At 71.3% G+C, this 23838-nt stretch carries 26 protein-coding genes; 3 read left to right on the top strand and 23 right to left on the bottom strand.

What is annotated here, in order from left to right:
* Window positions 1–53 precede the first annotated feature (53 nt).
* The 10 genes from E1269_RS10360 to E1269_RS10315 all read right to left on the bottom strand — a co-directional run bounded on the left by E1269_RS10360 (window position 54) and on the right by E1269_RS10315 (window position 10010).
* Window positions 54–1502, bottom strand: a complete 1449-nt coding sequence (locus E1269_RS10360; protein ID WP_131894072.1) for a catalase — start codon at window positions 1500–1502, stop codon at window positions 54–56.
* Window positions 1499–1957, bottom strand: coding sequence for a Fur family transcriptional regulator (locus E1269_RS10355; RefSeq protein ID WP_131894070.1), 459 nt, complete (start codon window positions 1955–1957; stop codon window positions 1499–1501). Before E1269_RS10355 ends, E1269_RS10360 begins: the two co-directional genes overlap by 4 nt.
* Window positions 1958–2025: 68 nt before the next feature.
* Entirely contained in the window at window positions 2026–2145 is a 120-nt protein-coding gene (locus tag E1269_RS10350) for a methionine/alanine import family NSS transporter small subunit (RefSeq protein ID WP_131894068.1), read from the bottom strand.
* Window positions 2142–3671: a sodium-dependent transporter gene (locus E1269_RS10345; RefSeq protein WP_131894066.1), complete on the bottom strand. Its 1530-nt coding sequence runs from the start codon at window positions 3669–3671 to the stop codon at window positions 2142–2144. The genes E1269_RS10350 and E1269_RS10345 overlap by 4 nt, the downstream gene beginning before the upstream one ends.
* A gap of 70 nt (window positions 3672–3741) precedes the next feature.
* The gene (gene hemB, locus E1269_RS10340; RefSeq protein WP_131894064.1) at window positions 3742–4725 is read right to left on the bottom strand and encodes a porphobilinogen synthase; all 984 of its coding nucleotides are present in this window, start codon (window positions 4723–4725) and stop codon (window positions 3742–3744) included.
* Window positions 4726–4863: 138 nt separating this feature from the next.
* Window positions 4864–6474 carry a bifunctional uroporphyrinogen-III C-methyltransferase/uroporphyrinogen-III synthase gene (locus tag E1269_RS10335; RefSeq protein WP_131894062.1) on the bottom strand — a complete coding sequence of 537 codons (1611 nt, stop codon included), beginning with the start codon at window positions 6472–6474 and terminating at the stop codon, window positions 4864–4866.
* Between the two features lie 14 nt (window positions 6475–6488).
* Window positions 6489–7430 carry a hydroxymethylbilane synthase gene (hemC, locus tag E1269_RS10330; RefSeq protein ID WP_131894060.1) on the bottom strand — a complete coding sequence of 314 codons (942 nt, stop codon included), beginning with the start codon at window positions 7428–7430 and terminating at the stop codon, window positions 6489–6491.
* Window positions 7427–8809, bottom strand: a complete 1383-nt coding sequence (locus E1269_RS10325; RefSeq protein WP_131894058.1) for a glutamyl-tRNA reductase — start codon at window positions 8807–8809, stop codon at window positions 7427–7429. Before E1269_RS10325 ends, hemC begins: the two co-directional genes overlap by 4 nt.
* Window positions 8806–9540 (bottom strand): redox-sensing transcriptional repressor Rex, encoded by a 735-nt coding sequence (locus E1269_RS10320; protein WP_131894056.1) that lies wholly within the window; start codon window positions 9538–9540, stop codon window positions 8806–8808. Before E1269_RS10320 ends, E1269_RS10325 begins: the two co-directional genes overlap by 4 nt.
* Before the next feature lie 212 nt (window positions 9541–9752).
* Entirely contained in the window at window positions 9753–10010 is a 258-nt protein-coding gene (locus tag E1269_RS10315; RefSeq protein ID WP_131894054.1) for a glutaredoxin family protein, read from the bottom strand.
* 134 nt (window positions 10011–10144) lie between these two features.
* Between E1269_RS10315 and E1269_RS10310 the strand changes: the two genes are divergently transcribed.
* Complete coding sequence (locus E1269_RS10310) at window positions 10145–11014, top strand: HAD family hydrolase (protein WP_131894052.1); 870 nt, start codon at window positions 10145–10147, stop codon at window positions 11012–11014.
* A gap of 13 nt (window positions 11015–11027) precedes the next feature.
* Here E1269_RS10310 and E1269_RS10305 read toward each other — a convergent pair whose 3' ends face one another.
* The 10 genes from E1269_RS10305 to E1269_RS10260 form a co-directional block, all read right to left on the bottom strand.
* The gene (locus E1269_RS10305; RefSeq protein WP_420810614.1) at window positions 11028–11969 is read right to left on the bottom strand and encodes a lysophospholipid acyltransferase family protein; all 942 of its coding nucleotides are present in this window, start codon (window positions 11967–11969) and stop codon (window positions 11028–11030) included.
* Window positions 11935–12969 (bottom strand): NAD-dependent epimerase/dehydratase family protein, encoded by a 1035-nt coding sequence (locus E1269_RS10300; protein ID WP_203433315.1) that lies wholly within the window; start codon window positions 12967–12969, stop codon window positions 11935–11937. Before E1269_RS10300 ends, E1269_RS10305 begins: the two co-directional genes overlap by 35 nt.
* A 59-nt stretch (window positions 12970–13028) precedes the next feature.
* On the bottom strand, window positions 13029–13130 hold the full coding sequence (locus E1269_RS10295) for a 30S ribosomal protein bS22 (protein ID WP_074946526.1): 102 nt from the start codon (window positions 13128–13130) through the stop codon (window positions 13029–13031).
* Between the two features lie 153 nt (window positions 13131–13283).
* Complete coding sequence (locus E1269_RS10290) at window positions 13284–13502, bottom strand: helix-turn-helix domain-containing protein (protein ID WP_131894048.1); 219 nt, start codon at window positions 13500–13502, stop codon at window positions 13284–13286.
* Window positions 13503–13866: 364 nt separating this feature from the next.
* Window positions 13867–15048 carry an acetoin utilization protein AcuC gene (locus E1269_RS10285; protein ID WP_131894046.1) on the bottom strand — a complete coding sequence of 394 codons (1182 nt, stop codon included), beginning with the start codon at window positions 15046–15048 and terminating at the stop codon, window positions 13867–13869.
* A gap of 7 nt (window positions 15049–15055) precedes the next feature.
* Entirely contained in the window at window positions 15056–15862 is an 807-nt protein-coding gene (gene proC, locus E1269_RS10280) for a pyrroline-5-carboxylate reductase (RefSeq protein ID WP_131894044.1), read from the bottom strand.
* Window positions 15859–16788, bottom strand: a complete 930-nt coding sequence (locus E1269_RS10275; protein ID WP_131894282.1) for a proline dehydrogenase family protein — start codon at window positions 16786–16788, stop codon at window positions 15859–15861. The genes proC and E1269_RS10275 overlap by 4 nt, the downstream gene beginning before the upstream one ends.
* A gap of 109 nt (window positions 16789–16897) precedes the next feature.
* The gene (locus E1269_RS10270; protein WP_131894042.1) at window positions 16898–17626 is read right to left on the bottom strand and encodes an ABC transporter permease; all 729 of its coding nucleotides are present in this window, start codon (window positions 17624–17626) and stop codon (window positions 16898–16900) included.
* Window positions 17623–18396 carry an ABC transporter ATP-binding protein gene (locus E1269_RS10265; protein ID WP_131894280.1) on the bottom strand — a complete coding sequence of 258 codons (774 nt, stop codon included), beginning with the start codon at window positions 18394–18396 and terminating at the stop codon, window positions 17623–17625. The genes E1269_RS10270 and E1269_RS10265 overlap by 4 nt, the downstream gene beginning before the upstream one ends.
* Before the next feature lie 98 nt (window positions 18397–18494).
* The gene (locus E1269_RS10260; RefSeq protein ID WP_131894040.1) at window positions 18495–19118 is read right to left on the bottom strand and encodes a TetR/AcrR family transcriptional regulator; all 624 of its coding nucleotides are present in this window, start codon (window positions 19116–19118) and stop codon (window positions 18495–18497) included.
* Between the two features lie 463 nt (window positions 19119–19581).
* Here E1269_RS10260 and E1269_RS10255 point away from each other — a divergent pair, with 463 nt between their 5' ends.
* Window positions 19582–20082 (top strand): hypothetical protein, encoded by a 501-nt coding sequence (locus tag E1269_RS10255; protein ID WP_131894038.1) that lies wholly within the window; start codon window positions 19582–19584, stop codon window positions 20080–20082.
* 180 nt (window positions 20083–20262) lie between these two features.
* Here E1269_RS10255 and E1269_RS10250 read toward each other — a convergent pair whose 3' ends face one another.
* From E1269_RS10250 to E1269_RS10235, 3 genes are all read right to left on the bottom strand, one after another.
* Window positions 20263–21123, bottom strand: a complete 861-nt coding sequence (locus tag E1269_RS10250; RefSeq protein WP_131894278.1) for a sugar phosphate isomerase/epimerase family protein — start codon at window positions 21121–21123, stop codon at window positions 20263–20265.
* A gap of 105 nt (window positions 21124–21228) precedes the next feature.
* The gene (locus E1269_RS10245) at window positions 21229–21963 is read right to left on the bottom strand and encodes a M15 family metallopeptidase (RefSeq protein WP_162606331.1); all 735 of its coding nucleotides are present in this window, start codon (window positions 21961–21963) and stop codon (window positions 21229–21231) included.
* Between the two features lie 137 nt (window positions 21964–22100).
* Window positions 22101–23060 carry a Ppx/GppA family phosphatase gene (locus E1269_RS10235; RefSeq protein ID WP_131894276.1) on the bottom strand — a complete coding sequence of 320 codons (960 nt, stop codon included), beginning with the start codon at window positions 23058–23060 and terminating at the stop codon, window positions 22101–22103.
* 52 nt (window positions 23061–23112) lie between these two features.
* Between E1269_RS10235 and E1269_RS10230 the strand changes: the two genes are divergently transcribed.
* Window positions 23113–23838: DUF3109 family protein (locus tag E1269_RS10230; protein ID WP_131894032.1), on the top strand; the 726-nt coding region annotated here is incomplete at its 3' end.

The following is a 23838-nucleotide window of genomic DNA, read 5'->3' as shown; positions in this document are numbered from 1 at the left end:
GTCAGAACGCCGCCCCCGTCCCGCTCCGCGCCGAGCGGGACCGGGCGGTCACGTCAGCGGCCGACGGCCTCTTCGACGCGCTTGCCGAGGGTCTCGTCGACGCTGCACCAGTAGGCGTAGACGCGCTGGCGCAGCTCGTCGGTGGTGACCTTGCTCACGTGACCGGCGATGTTGCCCACCAGCCGGTCGCGGGCAGCGTCGTCGAGCACCTCGCGGACCAGGGTGCCGGCCTGACCGAAGTCGTCGTCCTCGGCGTGCGGCGTGGCCGCCGCGCGAACCAGCTCACCGTCGGACTCCCAGCCGGCGTCTCCCACCAGGGACGGATCGGCCGCCGGGCCGCCGTGGCTGTTCGGCGCGTACACCGGACGCTCCGGCGACGCCCACGAGTACCGCATGGAGCCGTCCTTGGAGTACGAGTTCACCTCGGCCTTGGGCGCGTTGACCGGCAGCTGGGCGTAGTTGGTGCCGATGCGGTACCGGTGCGCGTCGGCGTAGGAGAAGATGCGGCCCAGCAGCATCTTGTCCGGGCTGGCGGCGATACCGGGCACGAAACTGCTCGGCTCGAACGCGGCCTGCTCGATCTGCGCGAAGTAGTTCTCCGGGTTGCGGTCCAGTCGCAACGTGCCGACCTTGATCAGCGGGTAGTCGCCCTTCGGCCACACCTTGGTCAGGTCGAACGGGTTGAACCGGTAGTCCGCGGCGTCGGCGTACGGCATGACCTGCACGTGCACCGTCCACGACGGGTGCTCGCCGCGGTTGATGGCCTCGTAGAGGTCGCGGATGTGGTGGTCGGCGTCCTCACCGGCCATGCGGTCGGCGTCGGCCTGGGTCAGGAACTCGTGCCCCTGGTCGGTGCGGAAGTGGTACTTGACCCAGAAGCGTTCGCCGGCGGCGTTGATCCACTGGTAGGTGTGCGAGCCGAAGCCGTCCATGTTGCGCCAGGTGCGCGGCAGGCCGCGGTCGCCCATGAGCCAGGTGACCTGGTGCGCGCTCTCCGGCGACAGCGTCCAGAAGTCCCACTGCATGTCGTTGTCGCGCAGGTTGGAGCCCGGCAGCCGCTTCTGCGAACGGATGAAGTCGGGGAACTTGATCGTGTCGCGCAGGAAGAACACCGGGGTGTTGTTGCCGACGAGGTCGTAGTTGCCCTCGGTGGTGTAGAACTTCAGCGCGAAACCACGCGGGTCGCGCCAGGTGTCGGGGCTGCCCTGCTCACCGGCAACGGTCGAGAACCGCGCCAGCGCCTCGGTGCGGGCGCCCGGCTGGAACAGCGCGGCCCGAGTGAACTGGCTGACGTCCTCGGTTACCTCCAGCACGCCGAACGCGCCGCCGCCCTTGGCGTGCACCACCCGCTCCGGCACCCGCTCGCGGTTGAACTGGGCCAGCTTCTCGACGAGGTAGTGGTCGTGCAGGACGATCGGACCGTTGGGGCCGACGGTCAGCGAGTGCGCGTCGCTTTCGACCGGGGCGCCGGAGTTGCTGGTCGTGTGCGGGGTGGGACTCATCCGTTCTCCTTGTCACGAGTGTCGTCGTCGTTCTGGCACGCCGGGCAGCGACCCCAGAACGTCACCTCGGCCTCGTCGACGTCGAAGCCGTGAGCGTGTGCGGGTACCAGGCACGGCGCCGCTCCGGAGCAGTCGACGTCGACGATGACGCCGCAGCCCCGGCAGATCATGTGGTGGTGGTTGTCGCCGACCCGGGTCTCGTACCGCGCCGTGGATCCGGCCGGCTCGATGCGCCGCAGCAGCTGCGCCTCGGTCAGCGCGTGCAGGACGTCGTAGACGGCCTGCGTGGACACCGCGCCCAGCGATGTCCGGACGTGGCGGGCGACGGTGTCGGCGTCGGCGTGTGACTCCCGCTCCAGCGCCACCAGGACACCAACCCGGGGGGCCGTGACCCGCAGACCGGCGGCGCGCAGCCGGGCGGCGGCGTCGTCGCGGAGCTGCTCGTCGGTGGGCACGAGACGATCCTCGGCCCTTTTCTGGAACCAGTCAAGTAAGCGGACGAATCCAGATGTAATGTCCGGCTTCAGTCACGGTCGGGCGGTCCGAGGTCGGGATGACGACGCAGATGCACGATGCTCGCGACGAGCCCTCCCCACACGATGAGGATGGCGACGATCAACATCAGAACGGCTCCGGTGCTCATGCGCGTTCCCTCCCGCCGACGGAGTCGAGCTCGACCGGCAGGAACTCGTCGCGGCCACGCCATGGGAACAGCGACAACAAGACGCCGACAGCGATCGCGCCGAGGGCCACGCCCCCGCCGACGCTGACCAGGAACTCACCGGAGTAGCCGGCGTAGTTCTCCTCGAACTCCTGGCGCAGGCTGTCCCAGAGCATCCAGGCCAGAATCACCGGCGTGACCAGACCGAGCGCGACCTGCCACCACGCGCCCAGCCGCACGGTCGAGGTGAGGTTGGCGTGCGCCTGCAGCATCGGCAACCGGCGCAGCACCCAGGCGACGACCACCACGACCACCAGGGCGGCGAGCACGATGCCGTACTGGTTGATGAAGTGGTCGGCGACGTCCAGGTAGTGCAGCCCTTGCGCCGTGGGGAACAACAGGACGGACACCAGCGCGACGGACCCGCCGACGGTGAGCACCGCCGGCACCCGGCGCATCCCGGTACGGTCCTGCACCGCCGAGACCATCACCTGGACGATGCTGATGAGCGACGTGATGCCAGCGATCACGAGTGAGGCGAAGAAGAGGACGCCGAACAGCCCGGCACCGCTGGTCAGCGTCGAGATGATCTGCGGGAACGCGATGAAGGCCAGGCCGATGCCGGCCTCGGCCACGTCGTCGACGGCGACCCCGTTGGCCGCCGCCATGAAGCCCAGCGTGGCGAAGACGCCGATACCGGCGAGGATCTCGAACGAGCTGTTGGCGAAGCCGGCCACCAGGGCCGAGCCGGTCAGGTCGGAGCGGCCGTGCAGGTGCGAGGCGTAGGTGATCATGATGCCGAATCCGACCGACAGCGAGAAGAAGATCTGCCCGTACGCGGCCACCCACACGCCGCCGTCGGTAATGGCGTCCCAGTCGGGCGAGAACAGGGCGTTCAGTCCCTGACCGGCGCCGTCGAGGAAGAGCGCGCGCACGACCAGCACGAGGAACAGCACCACCAGGAGCGGGATGAACACCCGGTTAGCCCGCTCGATGCCGCGCCGGACTCCCAGCGCCAGCACCACCAGCACGAACGTCCACACCGCGACAAGCGGCCACAGCACGCCCGAGACGTACGACGTCACCCAGCCCGGGTCACCCACCTGCAGGAAGTCGCCGAGCAGGAAGGCCTCGGGGTCGTCGCCCCAGTCCTGGCCGATGGAGAACCCGATGTAGCGGACCGCCCAGGCGATGATGACCGCGTAGTAGGCGGCGATCACGAAGCAGATGGCGACCTGCCACCAACCCAGCGTGGTGGCGCGCCGGTGCAGCCGGCGGAACGCCAGCGGCGGCGAGCCGTGGTAGCGGTGCCCGACGGCGTACTCGAGCACCAGCAGCGGTATGCCGGCGGTCAGCAGCGCCACCAGGTACGGCAGCAGGAACGCGCCGCCGCCGTTGTCGTAGGCCACATAGGGGAACCGCCAGATGTTGCCCAGCCCGACCGCCGAGCCGATGGCCGCCATCAGGAACCCGGCGCGGGTACCCCATTGCTCCCGTTGTTGGTGCATGAAACTGTGCTCCCTCGAACTACGTCGACGGCGACCTTACCCGCCGCCGCCGCCGACAGCCGGGCGAGCGTCAGCGTGCCGCCCGCAGCCGCTGGGCGACGTCGACGGCCCAGTAGGTGAGGACGATGTCGGCACCGGCCCGGCGGATCGACGTCAACGACTCCAGCACGGCCCGGTCGAGGTCGATCCACCCGCGCTCGGCGGCGGCCTGGATCATCGCGTACTCGCCGGAGATCTGGTACGCGGCCACGGGCACGTCCACCATGTCGCGCACCCGGGCTACCACGTCGAGATACGACATGGCCGGCTTCACCATCACCATGTCCGCGCCCTCCTCGACGTCGAGGGCGGTCTCGCGCAGCGCCTCGTAGGCGTTCGCGAAGTCCTGCTGGTAGGTCTTGCGGTCGCCGGTGAGCGAGGACTCGACGGCGTCGCGAAACGGGCCGAAGAAGGCCGAGGCGTACTTGACGGCGTAGGCGAGGATCGCGACGTCGGTGTGGCCGCCGGCGTCCAGTGCCTGCCGCGCCGCGCCGACCTGGCCGTCCATCATGCCGCTCGTCCCGACGACGTGGACGCCGGCCTCTGCCTGGGCGACGGCCATGCGCCCGTACACCTCGAGCGTGGCGTCGTTGTCGACAGAACCGTCGGGCGCCAGGACACCGCAGTGCCCGTGATCGGTGAACTCGTCCAGGCAGAGGTCGGCCATGACGACGGTGGAGTCGCCGACCTCGGCGATCACCTCGCGGATGGCGGCATTGAGCGGACCCTTCGGGTCGACGCCGCCAGAGCCCACCGCGTCCTTCCGCGCTGGGATGGCGAACAGCATGAGCCCGCCGACGCCCGCCTCGACGGCATCGAGCGCTGCCTTGCGCAGCGACTCCATGGTGTGTTGCACGACGCCGGGCATCGACGGGATGGGACGCGGCTGCGTGGCGCCCTCGCGGACGAACATCGGCAGCACCAGGTGCCGAGGTTCCAGCGAAGTCTCGGCGACCAGCCGCCGCATCGCCGAGGTGCGGCGCAACCGCCGCGGCCTGACGTCCGGGTATCCCATGGTGCTGCGTTCCTTTCCTGACCCCGAAATGATCACGTTCACCACGAAACCTCGTGTCGCACCAGGCCCGCAAGACCCGTCGCGCTCACACAATCATTCTGAACGTGATCATTTCGGCCGAACCGCGAGATTCAGCTACTACTGGGCGCTCTTACGACGGGCAGACGCGCGACGTCGCTGCGACGGCTTGAGGACCGGTTCCCCGGCCTCCACCAGCGCCTGCCGCCGCGCCATCCCGAACTGCGCCAGCGCGTCGGCCAGCGCCTCGATCGTCGGCTCCGGCGCCAGCACGTCGACCCGCAGGCCGTGCTCCTCGGCCGTCTTCGCCGTCTGCGGACCGATGCAGGCGACGACGGTGGAGGCGTGCGGCTTGCCGGCGATGCCGACGAGGTTGCGCACCGTCGAGGAGGACGTGAACGCGACCGCGTCGAACTTGCCGGTCTTGATGGCGTCGCGGGTCTCGGCCGGCGGCGGGGCGGCGCGCACCGTCCGGTACGCCGTCACGTCGTCGACCTCCCAGCCCATCTCCGCCAGGCCGGCCGCCAACGTCTCGGTGGCGATGTCGGCGCGGGGCAGGAACACCCGGTTGATCGGGTCGAGGACTTCGTCGTACGGCGGCCAGTCGGCGAGCAGACCGATCGCGGACTGCTCCCCCGACGGGACCAGATCGGGCTCGATGCCCCAGGCCCGCAGCGCCTCGGCGGTCTTCTCGCCGACCGCGGCCACCTTCAGCCCGGACAGCGCCCGAGCGTCCAGCCCGTACGCGGTCAGCTTCTCCTTGACCGCGCGCAGCGCGTTGACCGACGTGAACGCGATCCACTCGTAGCGGCCCTCGACCATGCCGCGCACGGCCTTGTCGATCTGCTGCGGGTTGCGCGGCGGCTCCACGGAGATGGTGGGTACCTCCTCCGGCACCGCACCGGAGCGGCGCAGCGCCGCGGACAGCACGCCGGCCTGCTCCTTCGTCCGCGGCACCAGGACCCGCCAGCCGAACAGCGCCTTGGTCTCGAACCAGGACAGGGTGTCGCGGTGCTCGATGGTGTCGCCCACCACGACGACGAACGGCCCGGCCACCTTGGCCGCGCGGGTGTCGGCGGCGACGCTCCCCAGCGTGGACACCACGGTGTGCTGCTCGACGGTGCTGCCCGACGTGACGACGGCGACTGGTGTGGACGGCACCCGTCCGGCCTCGACCAGCGCCTCGGCCACGTAGCCGAGCTGCTCGGTGACCCCGGTCAGCAGAATGGTGTCGGCCGCGCAGGACCGCAGGTCGACCTTGCCGCCGACGTCGAGAATCTCGACGCTGCGCCGGCGGCCGGTGACCAGCGGGATTCCGGCGTGTGCGGCGACCGATGTGGCCGTGGCGACACCGGCGACGAGCTCGAACGGGATGCCGGCCTTGGCGCAGGCCAGCGCCTCGTCGGCACCGGTGGCGTGAGTGAACGGGTCGCCGCTGAGCAGCCTCACCACCCGTCGGCCCCCCTTGGCGGCCTGCACGAGACGGCGCCCGCGCGCCGCCGCGGTCAGGGTGACGCCTTCGTCGTCGGCGCTGACGTCGACGACCTCGATGATGCCGGGCGCGTGTGCGAGCATCGCGCGGTGGGCCGGCTCGTCGATGACGACGACATCGGCTCCACCGAGCACCTCGACCGCCCGGAGGGTGAGCAGCCCCGGGTCACCGGGACCGGCGCCGACGAACGCGACGCCACCTTCTTCGGTGCGCTGCTGCGCACGTCTCGGAGTGGTCACGTGACTATCTCCTCCTACGACGCCGGATCACGGGCGTCGATGACTGCCTCGGCGCCGTCGTCGAGCAGCTCGTGCGCGAGCTCGCGCCCGAGCCGTTCGGCCCCCTCGACGGATCCGGTGGCTGACTTGCGGATACTCATCGTTCCGTCGCGAGATGCCACGACGGCCCGGATGTAGAGCTCGAGGCCATCTTCACCCTCTGCCGCCTCGGCGTACGCTCCTACCGGAGCGGTACAACCGGCCTCGAGCACGGCGAGGAGGGATCGTTCCGCGGTGACCGCCGCCCGGGAGGCGGCATCGTCGAGCGTGGCCAGCGCGCCGACCAGCTCGTCGTCGTCGGCGCGGCACTCGACAGCCAGTGCGCCCTGGCCCGGTGCCGGCAGCATCTGCATGGGGTCGAGCACCTCGGAGACCGCATCGAGCCGGCCCAACCGGGACAGCCCGGCGCGGGCCAGCACGACCGCGTCGAGCGTGCCGTCGGCCACCTTTCCCAGCCGCGTGTCGACGTTGCCGCGCAGGCCGACGACGGTCAGGCCCAGTCCCAGCGCCCGCAGCTGTGCCTCCCGGCGCGGTGACCCGGTGCCCACCTGGGCGCCGTCGGGCAGGTCGGAGAGCTTGAGCCCGTCGCGGGCGCACAGTGCGTCGCGCGGGTCCTCGCGCTCGGGCACGGCGGCGACGACGAGCCCGTCGGCCGGGGCGGTGGGCAGATCCTTGAGCGAGTGCACGGCGAGGTCGACACGGCGGTCGAGCAGGGCGTCGCGCAGCGCGGTGACGAACACGCCGGTGCCGCCGATGCGGTCCAGCGGCGCCCGCGACACGTCGCCCTTGGTCGTGATCTCGACCAGCTCGACGTCATGGCCGCGCTCGCGCAGCGCGTCGGCGATCGACCGGGCCTGGACCAGCGCGAGCGCGCTGGCGCGGGTGCCCAGCCGCAGGGTCGTGGTGCGGCCGGTCATGACGACTCCGTCCGCTCGGCGTCGGCGACGGGGTCCGGCTTGGCCACGGCGTCGATAGAGCGGCGGTCCAGCGCGAACAGCTCGCGCAGCGCCACCTCGTACGAGGCGCCGTCGGGCTGCGCGGCAAGCTCCTTGACCCGCACGGTCGGGGCGTGCAGGAGCTTGTCGACCACGCGCCGGACAGTCCGGGCGACCTCCGCGCGGGTGCGCTCGTCGAGGTCGGGGAGCCGGCCGGCCATCCGGGTCAGCTCGGCGTCGACGACGTCGTCGGCCATGGACCGCAGCGCGACGACGGTGGGCGCGACCTGGGCGGCCCGGCGGGCGGTGGCGAACGCGGCCACCTCGTCGGTGACGATCGCCCGCACAGCGGCGACGTCGCCGGCCATCGAGCGGGCGTCGGAGACGTCGTCGTCGGAGGCGGTGCTGAGCCGGGAGAGGTCGGCGAAGACCACGCCGGGCAGGTCGGCCACGCCGGCGTCCACGTCGCGCGGCAGCGCGAGGTCGACGATGGCCAGCGGCCGGCCGCGGCGGCGGCTCACCGCGGCCGCGACGGTGTCGTACGGCAGCACCACGCCGGCAGCACCGGTGCACGACAGCACGAGGTCGACGTCGTCGAGCGCCGCCGCGACCTCGCTCATGGGCACCGACCGGCCCTCGACGGCGTCGGCCAGCCGGGCGCCCTTGCTCAGCGTGCGGTTGGCGACGACGACCTCAGCGCCCTCGCTGTGCAGCGTGGTCGCGGCCAGCGACGCCATGGAACCGGCGCCGATGACCAGCGCGCTGGAACCACGCACCAGCTCGCGCCACGACGAACCGCCGACCTGGCCGGCCGACCAGCCCTCGGCCGCCACCTCAGGCAGCACCCGGGCCAGGCCGAGCGTGACCAGGGAGCGGCCGGCGGCATCGATTCCGGTCTCGGCGTGTGCCCGCTTACCGACCCGCAGCGCGCTCTGGAAGAGCTCCGACAACACCCGCCCGGTGGCACCGGAGGTCTGCGCCAGCCGGAATGCGTCACGGATCTGGCCGAGGATCTGCGCCTCGCCGACGACCATGGAGTCCAGGCCACTGACCACGTGGAACAGGTGCGAGACCGCGCGGTCGCCGTAGTGCACGTAGAGGTAGGGCGTCAACAGCTCGATCGGGGCACCGGTGTGCAGCGAGAGCAGCGAGCTGGCTTCCTCGATGCCGCCGTGGAACGTGGCGGTGTCGGCGTAGAGCTCGAGCCGGTTGCAGGTGGCGATGACGACGGCCTCGGCGATCTCGTCCGAGGACGGGATGTCGTCGAGGAGCTTCGTCACGCCCGGGCGGTCCAGCGCGACGCTCTCCAGCACCTCGACCGGCGCGCTGCGGTGGGACACGCCGATGGCCAGGACGCTCATCCGTTCACCGCCTCGGCGAGCTCGGCGGCCTGCTCGGCGGTGAGGGCCAGCGCGGCGCCGTTCTTGCGCTGCTCGTGGTAGGCGAGGATCTGCAGTTCCGTGGAGAGGTCGACCTTGCGGAGGTCGACACCCTCGGGCACCTGCACGATGGCCGGTGCGAAGTTGAGGATGCTGGTGACGCCGGCGGCGACCAAGCGGTCGCAGACCGGCTGGGCGGCGCGGGCCGGGGTTGCCACCACACCGATCGCGATGCCGAGCTCCTCGACCACCTGCTCCAGCTCGTCGGCGTGGCGGACCTTGAGGCCGGCCACCAGCTCGCCGACCCGGTTCGGGTCGGCGTCGACGAGTGCTGCGATGCGGAAGCCGCGGGAGGCGAAACCGCCGTAGTTGGCCAGGGCGTGCCCGAGGTTACCGATACCGACGATGACCACGGCCCAGTCCTGGGTCAGCCCGATCTCGCGGGAGATCTGGTGGCGCAGGAAGTCGACCTCGTAGCCGACGCCCCGGGTGCCGTAGGAGCCGAGGTACGACAGGTCTTTGCGCAGCTTCGCCGAGTTGACGCCCGCGGAGACGGCCAGTTCCTCCGACGAGACGGTGGCGACGCCGCGCTCGGCCAGGTTGGTGAGCGCCCTCAGATAGAGCGGGAGCCGCGCGACCGTTGCCTCCGGCACACCGCGCGGCGGTGCCGCGGCTGGTGTCGGTGCGGGCGACGGGCGGCTGTTTCGGGTCACGACACTCCCCGGTAGGCCGGCGCGGATGGCGACATTCGGGGGGCGGGTGTCGAACCCGCACCGGCAGAACGTACGATGCGCCCTACACTAGGCCACTTGTGAACGGATGCACAAAGTTGCTGTTCCGGCCCACATGCTCTATATAGGCATCGCCACTCTCCTCCATGATCATCAACCATCCCGTGGGTCATGGCGCACGAAACAGTTGATGATCACGGAGCGCTGGGGGCGGTGAGCGCACGGCGCAGGCGGTCGGCGTCCACCCGCCAGAAGTCGTGCTGGGCGCCGTCGACGAAGGTCACGGGGATCTGCTCGCCGTAGCGCCGCTCCAGCTCCGGATCGCCGGCGATGCTGCGTTCCTCCCAGCCGACGCCGAGCTCCGCGCAGACCTCCTCGATGACGGATCGCGCGTCATCGCACAGGTGGCAGCCGGGCCGGCCAAGCAGCCGCACGCGAACCGCTTCGCTCATGGCGATCCTTCCGACGCCTCTTGCACTGACCGCAGGTACGCACCGGCGCGTATGCGCGGCCAGTGCAAAGTCACCGTACGCCCCCACCGGCAGTGCGACCGGGACAGGGCGCGGCGCCGTTAGTCTTGGCGACCATGGCGTGGTTGCGCAGCCGCAGGAACCGGACCGGTGCCGCGGAGACGGGCGCCGCCGCCGACGCCGCCGCCAGCACGGCCGAGGCCATCGCCGGCATCGAGCTACCGTCCGACACCCGCGCAGCGGCCTTCTTCGACCTCGACAACACCCTGCTGCGCGGCGCGTCGCTGTTCTACCTCGCCCGCGGCATGCACGCCCGCGACCTGCTGCGCACCAGCGACATCCTGCGTTTCGGCAGCCAGCAGCTGCAGTTCATGCTGGGCAGCGAGGACCCCGACCACATCCACGAGGCACGGGCGGCGGCGCTGACGTTCATCGCCGGCCGGTCGGTGGACGAGCTGTCCGAGGTGGGCGAGGAGATTTTCGAGGAGCGAATGGCCGACAAGATCTGGCCCGGCACCCAGGCGATCGCCCAGCTGCACATCGACCAGGGCCAGCGGGTCTGGCTGGTCACCGCGGCGCCGGTCGAGGTGGCGACCATCATCGCGCGGCGGCTCGGGCTGACCGGCGCGCTGGGCACCGTCGCCGAGCACGTCGACGGCCACTACACCGGCCGGTTGGTCGGCGACCTCCTGCACGGGGAGGACAAGGCCGCCGCGGTGCGCTCGCTGGCGACCCGGGAGGGCCTGGACCTGGCGCGCTGCTCGGCATACAGCGACTCGGCCAACGACATCCCGATGCTGTCGCTGGTCGGGTTCCCGTGCGCGGTCAACCCGGATCGCAAGCTGCGCCGGCACGCGCGCAAGCACGGCTGGCGCATCCGCGACTACCGCGGTCGGCGGCGCAACACGACGCTTGGCATTGCGGCCGGCACCGGAGCCGTCGCCGGCGCTGCCGTCGGCATCGCGGCGGCTCGCAAGCGCCGCTGAGCCAGCCGCGGGGTCACCCGAAGGCGGGACCGCGCAGCTCGCGCAGCTCGACGAGCGTGCGCTGGATGGTGTCGCGGACCTGGTCGGTCAGCTCGAAGACCACCATGGGATCGTCGGCGGTGCCGGGCGGGTACTGGTCGGTGCGGATCGGCTCGCCGAACTCGATCAACCACTTCGACGGCAGCGGCACCAGGCCGAGCGGGCCGAGCCAGGGGAACGTCGGCGTGATCGGGAAATAGGGCAGGCCGAGCAGCCGGGCCAGGTAGTCGGCGTTGCCGATCAGCGGGTAGATCTCCTCGGCACCCACGATCGAGCACGGGACGATCGGTGTCCCGCTGCGCAGGGCCGCGGAGACGAACCCGCCACGGCCGAAGCGCTGCAGCTTGTACCGCTCCGAGAACGGCTTGCCGACGCCCTTGAACCCCTCCGGCCAGACCCCGACCAGCTCGCCGGTGTCCAGCAGCGCCTCGACGTCCTCGTTGCAGGCCAGCGTGGAGCCGCCCTTGCGGGCGAGGTCGGAGACGACCGGCAGCTGGAAGACCAGGGTGGCACCGAGCGTGCGCAGGTGACGGTGGCGCGGGTGCTCGTCGTGCACCGCCAGCTGCGTCATCAAGGAGTCGACCGGGATGGTGCCGGAGTGGTTGGCGGCCACCAGAGCGGGGCCGGTGTCGGGGATGTTCTCGATGCCGCGGACCTCGACCCGGAACCAGCGCCGGTACAGCGGGCGCAGCACCGGTAGCAGGACCGTCTCGGTGAGCTCGGGGTCGAACCCGAACGCGTCGACCTCGAAGTCGCCGGTCAGCCGACGGCCGAGGAACTCGACCAGCCGGTCGAGCTGGGCGCCGTCGACGCCGAGGCGATCGCGCAGCGCCCGGCCGAGCGTGACGGCGACGCGGTCCAGCGCCCCGGTGGTCTGGGGATCATCGGCCATGGCCAGTCTCCCCGGTGAGGACACCGCGCAGCGTCTGCTCGACGGCGCGGACGCGGTCGCGCTCGAGCAGCCCGCCCCGGCTGCGGGCGGCGGCGAACGCGTCGAAGGTCGCGCGGGTGCTGTAGGCGGGATCGAAGCCCAGCGCCGTGCGCATCCGGGTGGTGTCGACGCCGCGGCCGTGGGTGAGGAACCTCACCATGGCTGCGTCCATGTCGGCGACCCGGGTGCGGCGCAGCACACCACCGATGAGGGGCGTGCCCAGCGTCGGCAGCGGCAGCGCGGGCCGGCCGGCGCGCCGCAGCGCCTGGCTGAGCACTAGGAAGCCGTCACCGGCGACGTTGAAGATGCCCGGCCGGTCCTCGACCGTGGCCAGCCGCAGCGCGTCCAGGCAGTCCTGCTCGTGCACGAGCTGGAAGCGCGGGTCGCGGCCCAGCACGACCGGCACGACCGGCAGCACGAAGTACTCCGACAGCGCGGTCCGGATGGTCGGGCCGAGCACGTTGGCGAAGCGCAGAATCGTGACACCGACATCGGGGCGACGGCGGGAGTACCCGCGGACGTAGGCCTCGACCTCCCCGGCGTCCTTCTCGTAGCCGCCGCGCGCCACCATGCCGGGCACCATGTCCTCGGAGAACAGCGCCGGCGCGTGCGGCCCGGCGCCGTACACCGTCGTCGACGACTTCACCACGACCTTGCGCACCGACTCCGACCGCTGGCACGCCGCCAGCAGCTGCATGGTGCCGATGACGTTGATCTCTTTCTGCGGCGCCCGGCCGCCGGCATCGGAGCGGGTGGCCAGGATGTTCATGTGCACGACGGTGTCCGGCGCCGTCCGCTGGATGGCGCGGCCGATGTCGGACGTGCGGATGTCGGCGCGCACGAACTCGGCGGCACCGATGTTCTCGGTCGGCTCGACGACGTCGACGCCGATGACGCGCTGGACCGCGGGATCGGCGGAGAGCTGCTGAGCCAGCCGGCCGCCCAGATACCGGGCGACACCGACGACCATGACAACCCTGGACACCGTGCCCCGCTCTCCGCCGCGCGTTCCCCCGATGCGGGCGAGAAACCCGCGTGTTGCTCTTACTTGCCCATGCGGCGACGCTGCACGCGCGTGCGGCGCAGGAGCTTGCGGTGCTTCTTCTTCGCCATCCGCTTGCGGCGCTTCTTGATCACAGAGCCCACTGGGCACCCTCACTCGTCAGATACGGTCGGTCGTTCGTCCACTCGCCGGCCGGTTGACGTGGCCCGCGGACTGGCACCTGCCGCGCGCACCGCCGGCGCGCGCATGAACGTAAGCGTACCCGGCAGGTCCGGGGCGTCGTCCAATCGTGATGTTCAGCCCGCCTGCATACCGCGGACGTAGGACTCGCGCAGGTAGTCGTGCACGGCGCTCTCCGGGATGCGGAACGACCGGCCCACCTGGACCGCGGGCAGCGTACCGGCGTGGACCAGGCGATACACGGTCATCTTCGACACTCTCATAGCCGTCGCCACCTCGGCGACGGTGAGGAAGCGCACTTCACCCAGTGGTGCTTCCGGTCCGTTCGTCGTCATCGCCCCTCCACGACGTGCCGGCGTCGCCATCGGTCGGGCGCGCGTGGTCGGCATCGCTGTTGGCTTGATGGTAGTGGCGGATGTGACGGATGGGAAAGGGGGATCGAGAAGTGAACCCCTCGGCCGTCCCGATTGATCCGATCTTGTGACCTCTCGTCCGGCATGGGGCCCGTTCTTATGGTGGAGGTCCGCCGTTCGTTGGGTGGGGGCCGGGCCCGCCCGCCGCTCGTTCCTCGCGGATGCCCGACCGAACCCTGCCCGGCCCCCACCCAACGAACGGCTGGTTCCACGTCGCGACTCGCCCATCCCGTCTCGCGAGCACAGTCGATCTGGTGCGGACGGTGTTCTCGATCCCCAGCGGGGTTCAGAAGGACGGGTCGATGCCATGCAGGGGGAAGACGGCGGTGCGGGTTGCGACGACGGCCTTGTCCAGCCAGTCGGCGGGGTCGTACCCGTCGGACCAGTCGGCGAACGACGGGTCCGCGCCGTCGGTCATCCGCGCCGGCGCCCGCCGGGAGTAGCGGGCCATGATGTGGTCGCGCCAGCCTTGCGGCGTTGGGGTCGCCGGGTCCACCGGGCTCTCCGCGGCGATCGCCAGCAGGTGGGTCCACGCCCGCGGCACCACCTCGATCAGCGCGTACCCGCCACCTCCGGTGGCGACCCAGCGGCCGCCGCACAGTTCGTGCGCGAGCTCATGCAGCACCCGGTACGACTCGCGCTGCCCGTCGACGGTGAGCGCGAGATGCGCCAGCGGGTCCTCCAGGTGGCTGTCGCAGCCGTGCTGGGTGACCAGGATCTGCGGCTGCCACGAGCGCAGCAGCGGCGGCACGACGGCGTGGAAGGCGCGCAGCCAGCCGCGGTCGCCGGTGCCCGGCGGCAGGGCGACGTTGGCGGCGCTGCCCTCGGCGCCGGGACCGCCGGTCTCCTCGGGGTAGCCGGTGCCGGGGAACAGCGTGCGCGGCGACTGGTGCAGGCTGATGGTCAGCACCCGAGGGTCGTCGTAGAAGATCGCCTGCACGCCGTCGCCGTGGTGGACGTCGACGTCCACGTAGGCCACCCGCTCCGCGCCGGCATCCAGCAGCGCCTGGATGCCGATCGCGGGGTCGTTGTAGACGCAGAACCCGGACGCGCTGGCCGGCATCGCGTGGTGCAGCCCGCCGGCGATGTTCACGCCGTGGACCGCGGCGCCGGACCAGACCGCCCGGGCGGCGGCAATGGTGCCGCCGGCCACCAGCGCGCTGGCCTCGTGCATGCCGGCGAAGCAGGGGTCGTCCGCGGTGCCGAGCCCGTGCGTGACGTCGACGGTGTCCGGGTCGGCGCCCGCGGCCCGGACCGCCTGGATGTACTCGGGCGTGTGCACGGTCCGCAGGCTCGCCTCGTCGGCCGGCTCGGGGACCGCGACGTGCACGCCGGGCCCGTCGAGCACACCCAGCTCGCGCGCCAGGCGGATCGTGAGGTCGACGCGGACCGGGTTCAGCGGGTGCCCGTGGCCGAAGTCATAGCGGATCAGCGACTCGTCCCAGGCGACGTGCACGGTGTGGGACATGCTGAGGTCACACGGGTTCGCCCGACGACAGCGCCCGGGAGCGGTCGCGCGCGGCCTCCATCGCGGCCAGGAAGTCGGCGCGGACCCGGCCCTCCTCGAGCAGCCGCAGCGCCGCCGCCGTCGTGCCGCCTGGCGACGTGACCCGCTCGCGCAGGACGGTCGGGTGCTCGCCGGTGTCGCGCAGCAGCTTGGCCGAGCCGACCAGTGTCTGGACGACCAGCTCGGTGGCGGTGGACCGCGGCAGCCCCATGTGCACGCCGGCCTCGATCATCGCCTCGACCACGTAGAACACGTACGCGGGACCGGAACCGGAGATCGCGGTGACCGCGTCCTGCTGCTTCTCCGGCACCCGGAGCACCTTGCCGGTGGAACGGATGAGCTCCTCGGCCTCGCGCAAGTGGGCCTCGTCGCAGTGCGAACCGGCGGAGATGGCCGCCATGCCCTCGTCGACCAGCGCCGGCGTGTTCGGCATGACCCGCACGACGGCGACGCCGTCGGGGAGGCGCGACTCGATGAACGACGTGGTGATGCCGGCCGCGAGCGACACGAACAGCTGCCCGGGCCGGGCCGCGTCGGCGACCTCGTCCAGCAGCGAGCCCATGTCCTGGGGCTTCACCACCAGCACGACGGTGTCGGCGCGCTTCACGGCGGTGGCGTTGGTGACCACCTCGACGCCGTACCGCTCGGTCAGCTCGGCGGCGCGGTCCGGCCGCCGGTCGGTGACCAGCAGCTCGGAGACCTGCCTGCCCGCCTGGACCAGACCGGACAGCAGGGCCTCGCCCATGACACCGACACCGAGAATCGCGACCGTCATTTCTTGCTCGCCACCGATCGAAGGAAGAAGGCCAGGTTGGCCGGCTTCTCGGCCAGCCGACGGATGAGGTACCCGTACCACTCCTGGCCGTACGGGACATAGACGCGGACCCGCTCACCGGCCCGGACCAGCCGGCGCTGCTCGCGCGGCCGGATGCCGAACAGCATCTGGTACTCGTAACTGCCCTGCTCACGCCGGTGCCGGGCGGCCAGAGAGCCGGCGATCTCGACCAGTCGGGGGTCGTGCGTTGCGATCATCGGGTAGCCGTCTGCGCCGAACAGCACCTTCATGCACCGCACGAAGGACCGGTCGATCTCGCCGCGGTCCTGGTAGGCGACACTGGCCGGCTCGTCGTAGGCGCCCTTGCACAGGCGCACGCGGGAGCCCTCGTACGCCAGGTCGCGGCAGTCGGCCTCGGTGCGTTTGAGGTACGCCTGCACCACCGCGCCCGTGTTCGGGAAGTCCTGGCGCAGCTCGCGCAGGATGGCGAGGGTGGAGTCGGTGGTGGTGTGGTCCTCCATGTCGAGGGTGACCGTGGTGCCCGCCTCGGCCGCGGCCTGGCAGATCTGCCGAGCGTTCTCCAGCGCGATGGCTTCCCCGTCGCCGCTGAGCGCCTGGCCGACGGCGGACAGCTTCACCGACACCTCGGCCTCGACGCCGAGCTCCGCCTTCTGCAGCGCCTCCAGCAGCGACACGTAGGCCTGCGCGACCGTGACCGCCTGGGCGCGGTCGAAGGTGTCCTCGCCGAGGTGGTCGATGGTGACCGTCAGGCCCTCGTCCACCAGTTCGCCGGCCACCCGGACGGCGTCGGCCTGGTCGGTGCCGGCGACGTACTGAGCGACCAGGTTGCGGGTCAGCGGGAACCGCTCCACCGCGAGCCGCAGCCGGTCGCTGCGCGACGCACCCAGCAACGCCGACCGCACCATCGATCCTGCCAAGTCGGTGCCCTCTCCTCACGTCCGTCGCTCATGGCCGACGGCTGCGCTATGCACGGACTCCGCCAGGGTACGGCACCGATCGCCGGCGCCGGGCTCCTCAGGGCGTACGACGACGCAGCGTCGCGGCGCCGAGGGCGAGCAGTGCGACGGAGAAGGCCAGCACCACGCTGATCTCGGCCCAGACGGCCGGGTCGGCGTTCGCCCTCACCTCGGTCATCGCATCGACCGCATACGAGAGCGGCAGGACGTTCGAGATCGCTTCGAGCACGTCGGGCAGCTGGTCGCGCGGCACCAGCAGGCCACACAGCAGGAACTGCGGCAGGATCAGCGCCGGCATGAACTGGACCACCTGGAACTCCGTCGACGCGAACGCACTGACGAACAGCCCCAGCGCGACGCCCAGCAGCGCGTCGAACACCGCGACGGCGATCAGCACCCAGGTCGGCCCGGCCGCCTGCATGTCCAGCAGCGCGACGGCCACGGTCGACGTGATCAGCGCCTGCACCAGTGCGACGACGCCGAACGCCAGCGCGTAGCCGAGGAGGAAGTCCAGCTTCCCGGTCGGCATGGACAGCAGGCGCTCCAGGGTTCCGGACGTCCGCTCGCGCAGCGTCGCGATCGACGTCACCAGGAACATGACGAGGAACGGGAAGATCGCCAGCAGCGCGGGGCCGATCTGGTCGAACAGCGGGCCGCCGTCGTAGACCCACCAGAGCAGCGCCATGAGCAGGCTCGGGACTACCAGCATCAGCGCGATGGTGCGCGGATCGTGACGCAGCTGCTGCACGACGCGGGTGGCGGTGGCCAGGGTGATGCGCGGCGTCATCGGTCGCCCGCCTCCTTCTTCTCCGCTTTCTCGATCAGTTCCAGGAACGCGCCCTCGGCGTCGGCCGCACCGGTCCGGGCGAGCAGGCCGGCCAGGGTGTCGTCGGCCAGCAGCATGCCTTCGCGCAGCAGGATCAGCCGTTCGCACCGCTCGGCCTCGTCCATCACGTGACTGGACACCAGCAGCGTGGCACCGTCGGCGGCGAGCCGGTTGAACAGCTCCCACAGCTGGACCCGCAGCACCGGGTCGAGGCCGACGGTCGGCTCGTCGAGCACCAGCACCTCCGGCTCGCCGAGCAGCGCGGTGGCCAGCGACACCCGTGAGTGCTGGCCACCGGAGAGCCGGCCGACCAGGTGATCGGCGTGGGTGGCGAGCTCCACCTGCTCGATGGCGCGGTCGACGTCACTGAGCGGCGCGCCGAGCACCCGGGCGTAGTAGCGCAGGTTCTGCCGGACGGTGAGGTCGGCGTAGACGCTGGGCGCCTGCGTGACGTAGGCGACCCGGTCGCGCAGCGGCTTGGAGCCGGCCGGCTCGCCCAGGACCTCGACGGTCCCGCCCGCCACCTGCTGCACGCCCACGATCGCGCGCATCAGCGTCGACTTGCCCGACCCGGAGGGGCCGAGCAGCCCGGTCAGGGTGCCGCGACGGATGTCGAGGTCGAAGTCGTCCAGCACGGTCAGCGGGCCGCGAACGACGCGCAGCCCTCGGATCCGGATCGCCGGCACACCGTGGCCGGTGGGGTCGACCGTGTGCTCCGGGACGTAATTCATCATGTGATGAATATTGCGCTCGCGCGGTAGCCACGTCAACCCAGGGGTGGATGTGAATGACGTCACGCCCGCGACCGGGTCGCGGGCTCCGCCGACGGTCAGCCCGGCGACGGCGGAAGTCCGCCGTCGAAGTACCGCTGCAGCACCGGGGCGACCAGGGCGATGAGCTCCTCGTCGGACACGGAGGCGATCGGCTCGAGCTTCACCACGTAGCGGACGATGGCCAGGCCGACCAGGTGCGACACCATCGCCTCGGCCCGCAGCGCACCGTCGGGCATGCTCTCGAACGCCACCAGGACGCGGCCGAGGACGACGCGGGTGATGAACTGGCGCAGCAGCGTCGCGGCGGCCTCGTGCCGCATCGCCGAGCGCAGCATCGCGAGGATGGGTGCCCGGCCGACCGGGTCGCCCCAGACACCGAGGAACGTGCGGATGGCGCGCTCGCCGATGCCCATAGTGCTGGTCGTGTCGGCGATCCGCTCACTGATGATGACCGGGTCGAACGGGATCTCCATGGCGGCCAGGAACAGCTTCTCCTTGGTGCCGAAGTAGTGGTGCACGAGCGCCGGATCGACGGCGGCGGCCCGGGCGATGCCGCGCATAGTGGCACCGTCGTACCCGCGCTCGCCGAACTCGGCGCGCGCGGCAGCCAGGATCTCGCCGCGGGTGTCTGGCGCACCGCGGCGTCGGCCCGAGCGGCCCCGAGCCTGGGTTCGTCCCATCACGGCGTCCCGCCCAACCGGCAATTCACCATTCGGTGAATCTGCCGCCGCGGACACCGTCTCGTCAACCGCCGCACCGGGCGAATTCTCGTCCTCCACGATTCCGTCCATCCTACGCCAACGCACCCATGCCGACGTCGCGGCCATATCGGCGCAGATGTCCCACATTCCCGGTGAGTTGAGCCGCGAATTCCGTCGCCTGCGCACATTTCATACACCGTACCGACATTGTTCAGGACTTCTGCCAAATGGGTCGACACCGGGCGCGACCTGTCTGAAAGCCCAGCTCAGAGCCGAACCGACGCGATCAGCTGGAACCGCCCTGCCGGACGTGTCACACCAATCAGGTGACTCTCCGACAACACGCTTGACATAGCCGTCCCGCGCGTCAAAGCTTTCAGCCTGATGCGCATCAAGGCACCATCCGCCCGCAACACAGTTTGATCAGTCAAGGAGTATTGTTGTGAAGAACGTACTGCGCGGCGCTCTCGTCGCAGGTGTGGCGTTCGCCGCCTGCGTCGGGTTCGGAGCTTCGGCTTCGGCAGCCGAGTCCGACCGCGTCGACGTCCCGGGCACCGAAGCACTGCCCGAGGTCGACATCCTGAACAACGCCTGTGTCCTTCCCTGGTTCTGGCAGGGTCCGATCAACTTCCTGGTCGAGAACCAGGACGGGTCGTACTCGGCCTGCAACGGTGCCGCTGAGGACGCCGAGGGCAGCAGCATCGCCGACAACGCGTGCATCCTGCCCTGGTTCTGGCAGGGTCCGTTCAACATCCTGCTGGGCAACCAGAGCGGCGAGTACGAGGCCTGCAACGGCTCGGAGGAGATCCCGGCCGAGATGCAGGAGAAGCTGACCGAGCTGCTGCCGGAGGGTGTCACCCCCGACGAGCTCACCGAGCAGGAGCTGCTGGACCTGCTGGGCATGCTGCCGGAGGGCACCCAGGTTCTGCCGCAGAGCAACTGACCCAGCCGTCGGCACCGTCATCGGTGCCCTTGGCTGACAGCTGAGAGCACGGGGCAGAGGTTGCCCGAACCGCATTCTCCTGCGGCAATCTCCCCCCGTGCTGCTCGGCGACGGCCGTCCCCGCGCCGGAGGCGATCACGTTTTCGGCGCGTTCGAGCGCCCGCGGTGGATCTCGAGCCGTCAGGCCGCCGGGCCGCGGGCGACCAGCTGCGCCGTCCCATCAGGGCCGACGGCGAACGCCGTCTGCACGGAGGCGGCCAGGTTGAGCCTGGTGAACGCAAGCGCTTCGGCGAGATCGGCCTCGCGCTCGGCGGTGGTTCGCGCCCGCCGTGTCGTCACCTCGAGGATGACCGTCCCCGACCACTCGATGCGGGCCAGTCGCTCCAGCAGCGCCGAGCACGGCTGCTTGCCCCGGCCCGGGATCAGGTGCTCGTCGCGTGCGGAGCCGGTGCCGTCGGTCATGTGCACGTGGCTGAGCCGGTCGCCCAGCGCCTCGGCCATCCGCAGGGCGTCCATGCCCGCCACCGCGGCGTGCGACAGGTCGAGCGTGATGTTGCGGTACTCCTCGTCGGTGGGGTCCCAGTCCGGCGCGTAGGCGGCCACCTCGCGGCCGGCCGCGCGCCACGGGTACATGTTCTCGACCGCGACGTCGATGCCGAACTCGTCCTCCAGCCGAGCCACCAGTTCGACGAACCCGCGCGCATACTCACGCTGCCAGCGGAACGGCGGGTGGACGACGACGGTGGACGCGCCCAGGCGCCGCGCCGCCTCCAGCGACCGAGTGAGCCGCACCGTCGGGTCCGGCGACCACACCCGCTGGGTGATGAGCAGGCACGGCGCGTGCACCGACAGCACCGGCAGCCCGTAACGCTGCGTCAGTTCCTCGACCTGGTCGACGTCCTGGCTGATCGGGTCGGTCCAGACCATGAGCTCGACGCCGTCGTAGCCCAGCGACGCGGCCATCTCGAAGGCCGACGCGACCCCCTGCGGGTATACCGACGCCGTGGAGAGCCCCACCGGTGCCTCGGGGACGCGCAGCACCCCGGAAGCACTCTGCCGCAGTTCGGACACGCTCCCAAGGGTAAGGCGCCCGGCCGCGGCCCGGGGCCGCGCTCACCGCACGAGATCGCGCCATCGCGCGCCCGCCTAAGGCAGCAAGCTGCTGTCGTACTCCCAGTGCCACGACTCGGGGTTGGAACCGCCGGGCTGGGCCCAGCCCGGGTTGTGCCAGCCGAAGTCCTCGGCGTGGGCGTCGAGCCAGCCGTAGAGCTGACCCTCGAAGGTGTTGGCACCGCAGCCGATGTCGACAGCGAGGCCCCAGCCGTGGTTGCTCGTGCCGGGGACCGCGGCCAGGCCGGGCTTGCGGTCGGCGACGTCGACCTGCTCGTCGTAGCTGCGGTAGGAGTCGGTGACGCAGGCGACCAGGCTCTCGCCAGTCTCGGCGCGGTAGTAGGCATCCAGCGCCACGAACGCCGCGGCCGCCTCGGGCTGCAGCTGGTGTTCCTCGCCGATGGGGCACAGGTGCGCGTCGCTCAGCTCGCCGTTGGGGACGTCGTCATCGGCGGGGGTGGCGTCACAGCCCTCGATCGGCGGGAAGCCGGTAGAAGTCGGCGCGGGCGTCGGGGTGGGAGTCGGCGTGGGCGTAGGAGTCGGGGTGGGCGACGGTGTCACCGTCGGGCCGGCGCCGGCCCGCGGAGACGGCGTGTCGCGCTCGTCGGACCGCGCGGCGTCGTCGGCGGCGTCCTCACGCAGCCCACCGACCTCGAACGGCACCGGCGAGACCGGAGCGATCGCGGCGGTCGTGCCGGCCGGGTCGGCGGACATGGTGATGACCCCGACGGCGGCACCGGCGGCCGCACCGGCCCCGGCGACCGGCAGCACGAACCGCAGAAGGCGCGGTGCGTGGCGCCGCTTGTGCCTTGACGTCGTGCCGTGTCGACGTACGGCGTGTCGAGCATGGGGCACGAGCGGCGGTCCTCCGGGGGTCGAGGTCACGGGCCGGTAACGGCCAGACGACTCTAACCCGAATCGTCCGATTCGCCGAAACCGGCCCCTTCGATCTGGTCCAGCCGGCGCAGGATGATCCCTTCGCGCAGCGCCCACGGGCAGATGGCGACGGAGCGGACCTCGAACAGGTCCATGGCCGCGTCGGCGACGATGGCACCGGCCAGCAGCTGCCCGGCCCGGCTGGCAGAGACGCCGGGTAGTTTGGCGCGCTCCGCTGCCGACATCGAGCCCAGCTTCTTGACCAGGTCCTGGAGGTCGTCTCTGCTCAGGGTGCGCCGGACGTACGGTCCCTCGCCCGACGGCGCGGCGCCGGCCACCCGGGCCAGCGAGCGGAACGTCTTGCTGGACGCGACCGCCTGGTCGGGGACGCCGTAGCGGTTCACGCTGCCGACGACGGATGCGATCTCGGCACGCACGTGCCGGCGCACCGCCCGGACCTCTTCCTTCGGCGGCGGGTCGGCGCTGAACCAGTCGCCGGTGAGCCGGGCAGCGCCCAGCGACAGCGACACCGCGACGTCGGGGTCCTCGTCGATGCCGGCGGCCATCTCGAGTGAGCCGCCGCCGATGTCGAAGCTGAGCAGCCGGCCGCTGGACCAGCCGTACCAGCGCCGCACCGCCAGGAAGGTGAGCCGGGCCTCGTCCTCACCGGAGAGGATCTGCAGGTCGACCCCTGCCTTCTCGCGGACCTGGTCGAGGACGGCGGTGCCGTTGACGGCCTCACGCAGCGCGGAGGTGGCGAAGGCCAGCATGGACGTGGCGCCCTTGTCCTCGGCGACCTCCACCGCGCGCCGGCAGGACTCGACCAGCCGCTGTGCGCCGTCCTTGCCGATGGAGCCGGACTTGTCGAGCAGCTCGACCAGGCGCAGGTCGGTCTTCTCCTTGTACGCCGGCAGCGGCCGGGCGCCGCGGTGAGCGTCGACCAGCAGCAGGTGAACGGTGTTGGAACCCACGTCGAGCACACCCATGCGCACGGACTCGACGATACCCGTGTCCGACGGGCACATGCCTCGTACTCTCGGTGAGATGGAGCTGCGGACACAGAGCGCGCGGGCCTGGGTGGAGTTCACCGATCCCGCCGACGACGGCCAGGTGCTGCGCTGCGACCTGACCTGGCTGACCTCGCGGTGGACGTGCATCTTCGGACGCGGCTGCCCGGGCATCTACGCCGAGCGGCCCGACGACGGCTGCTGCACCCACGGCGCCCACTTCTCCGACGGCGACGACGAGAAGCGCGTGCGCGCCGCCGCGCTGCAGCTGGGCCCGGACGTCTGGCAGCTGCGCGAAGAGGGCCTGCGCGGCGGCGTCGTCGCGACCGACGACGAAGGCGAGCGCAAGACGCGCATCGTCGACGGGGCCTGCGTCTTCCTCAACCGGCCGGGGTTCGCCGGCGGGACGGGCTGCGCGCTGCACGCGTACGCCGTGAAGGTCGGGCAGCATCCGTTGGAGACGAAGCCGGACGTGTGCTGGCAGCTGCCGATCCGCAGGGCCTACCGCGAGGCCGAACGGCCGGACGGCAGCACCTACCTGGAGATCACCATCGGCGAGTACGAGCGCGCCGGGTGGGGCGCCGGCGGGCACGACATGGACTGGTACTGCACTACTGCGACGGAGGCGCACGTCGCCCCCGAGCCGGTCTACGTGACGAACGAGCCGGAGCTGCGCGCGCTGGTCGGCGACAAGGCCTACGACGAGCTGGCCCGGCACTGCGAGGCCTTTCTGGCCGCCCAGCTCCCCCTCCTGGTCCACCCC

It is taken from the genome of Jiangella asiatica (assembly GCF_004349065.1).
GTDB classification, from domain to species: domain Bacteria; phylum Actinomycetota; class Actinomycetes; order Jiangellales; family Jiangellaceae; genus Jiangella; species Jiangella asiatica.
The sequence above is the reverse complement of the archived record's forward strand: the minus strand, read 5'-3'. Positions and strand labels throughout refer to the sequence as shown.

Coding starts and splice junctions, on each gene's coding strand:
- E1269_RS10310 (WP_131894052.1), top strand. CDS start 10,145: ATGGCGTGGTTGCGCAGCCGCAGGAACCGGACCGGTGCCGCGGAGACG.
- proC (WP_131894044.1), bottom strand. CDS start 15,862: ATGACGGTCGCGATTCTCGGTGTCGGTGTCATGGGCGAGGCCCTGCTG.
- E1269_RS10270 (WP_131894042.1), bottom strand. CDS start 17,626: ATGACGCCGCGCATCACCCTGGCCACCGCCACCCGCGTCGTGCAGCAG.
- E1269_RS10360 (WP_131894072.1), bottom strand. CDS start 1,502: ATGAGTCCCACCCCGCACACGACCAGCAACTCCGGCGCCCCGGTCGAA.
- E1269_RS10290 (WP_131894048.1), bottom strand. CDS start 13,502: ATGACGACGAACGGACCGGAAGCACCACTGGGTGAAGTGCGCTTCCTC.
- E1269_RS10260 (WP_131894040.1), bottom strand. CDS start 19,118: ATGGGACGAACCCAGGCTCGGGGCCGCTCGGGCCGACGCCGCGGTGCG.
- E1269_RS10325 (WP_131894058.1), bottom strand. CDS start 8,809: ATGAGCGTCCTGGCCATCGGCGTGTCCCACCGCAGCGCGCCGGTCGAG.
- E1269_RS10315 (WP_131894054.1), bottom strand. CDS start 10,010: ATGAGCGAAGCGGTTCGCGTGCGGCTGCTTGGCCGGCCCGGCTGCCAC.
- hemC (WP_131894060.1), bottom strand. CDS start 7,430: ATGACCGGCCGCACCACGACCCTGCGGCTGGGCACCCGCGCCAGCGCG.
- hemB (WP_131894064.1), bottom strand. CDS start 4,725: ATGGGATACCCGGACGTCAGGCCGCGGCGGTTGCGCCGCACCTCGGCG.
- E1269_RS10275 (WP_131894282.1), bottom strand. CDS start 16,788: ATGGTGCGGTCGGCGTTGCTGGGTGCGTCGCGCAGCGACCGGCTGCGG.
- E1269_RS10350 (WP_131894068.1), bottom strand. CDS start 2,145: ATGAGCACCGGAGCCGTTCTGATGTTGATCGTCGCCATCCTCATCGTG.
- E1269_RS10265 (WP_131894280.1), bottom strand. CDS start 18,396: ATGAATTACGTCCCGGAGCACACGGTCGACCCCACCGGCCACGGTGTG.
- E1269_RS10345 (WP_131894066.1), bottom strand. CDS start 3,671: ATGCACCAACAACGGGAGCAATGGGGTACCCGCGCCGGGTTCCTGATG.
- E1269_RS10285 (WP_131894046.1), bottom strand. CDS start 15,048: ATGTCCCACACCGTGCACGTCGCCTGGGACGAGTCGCTGATCCGCTAT.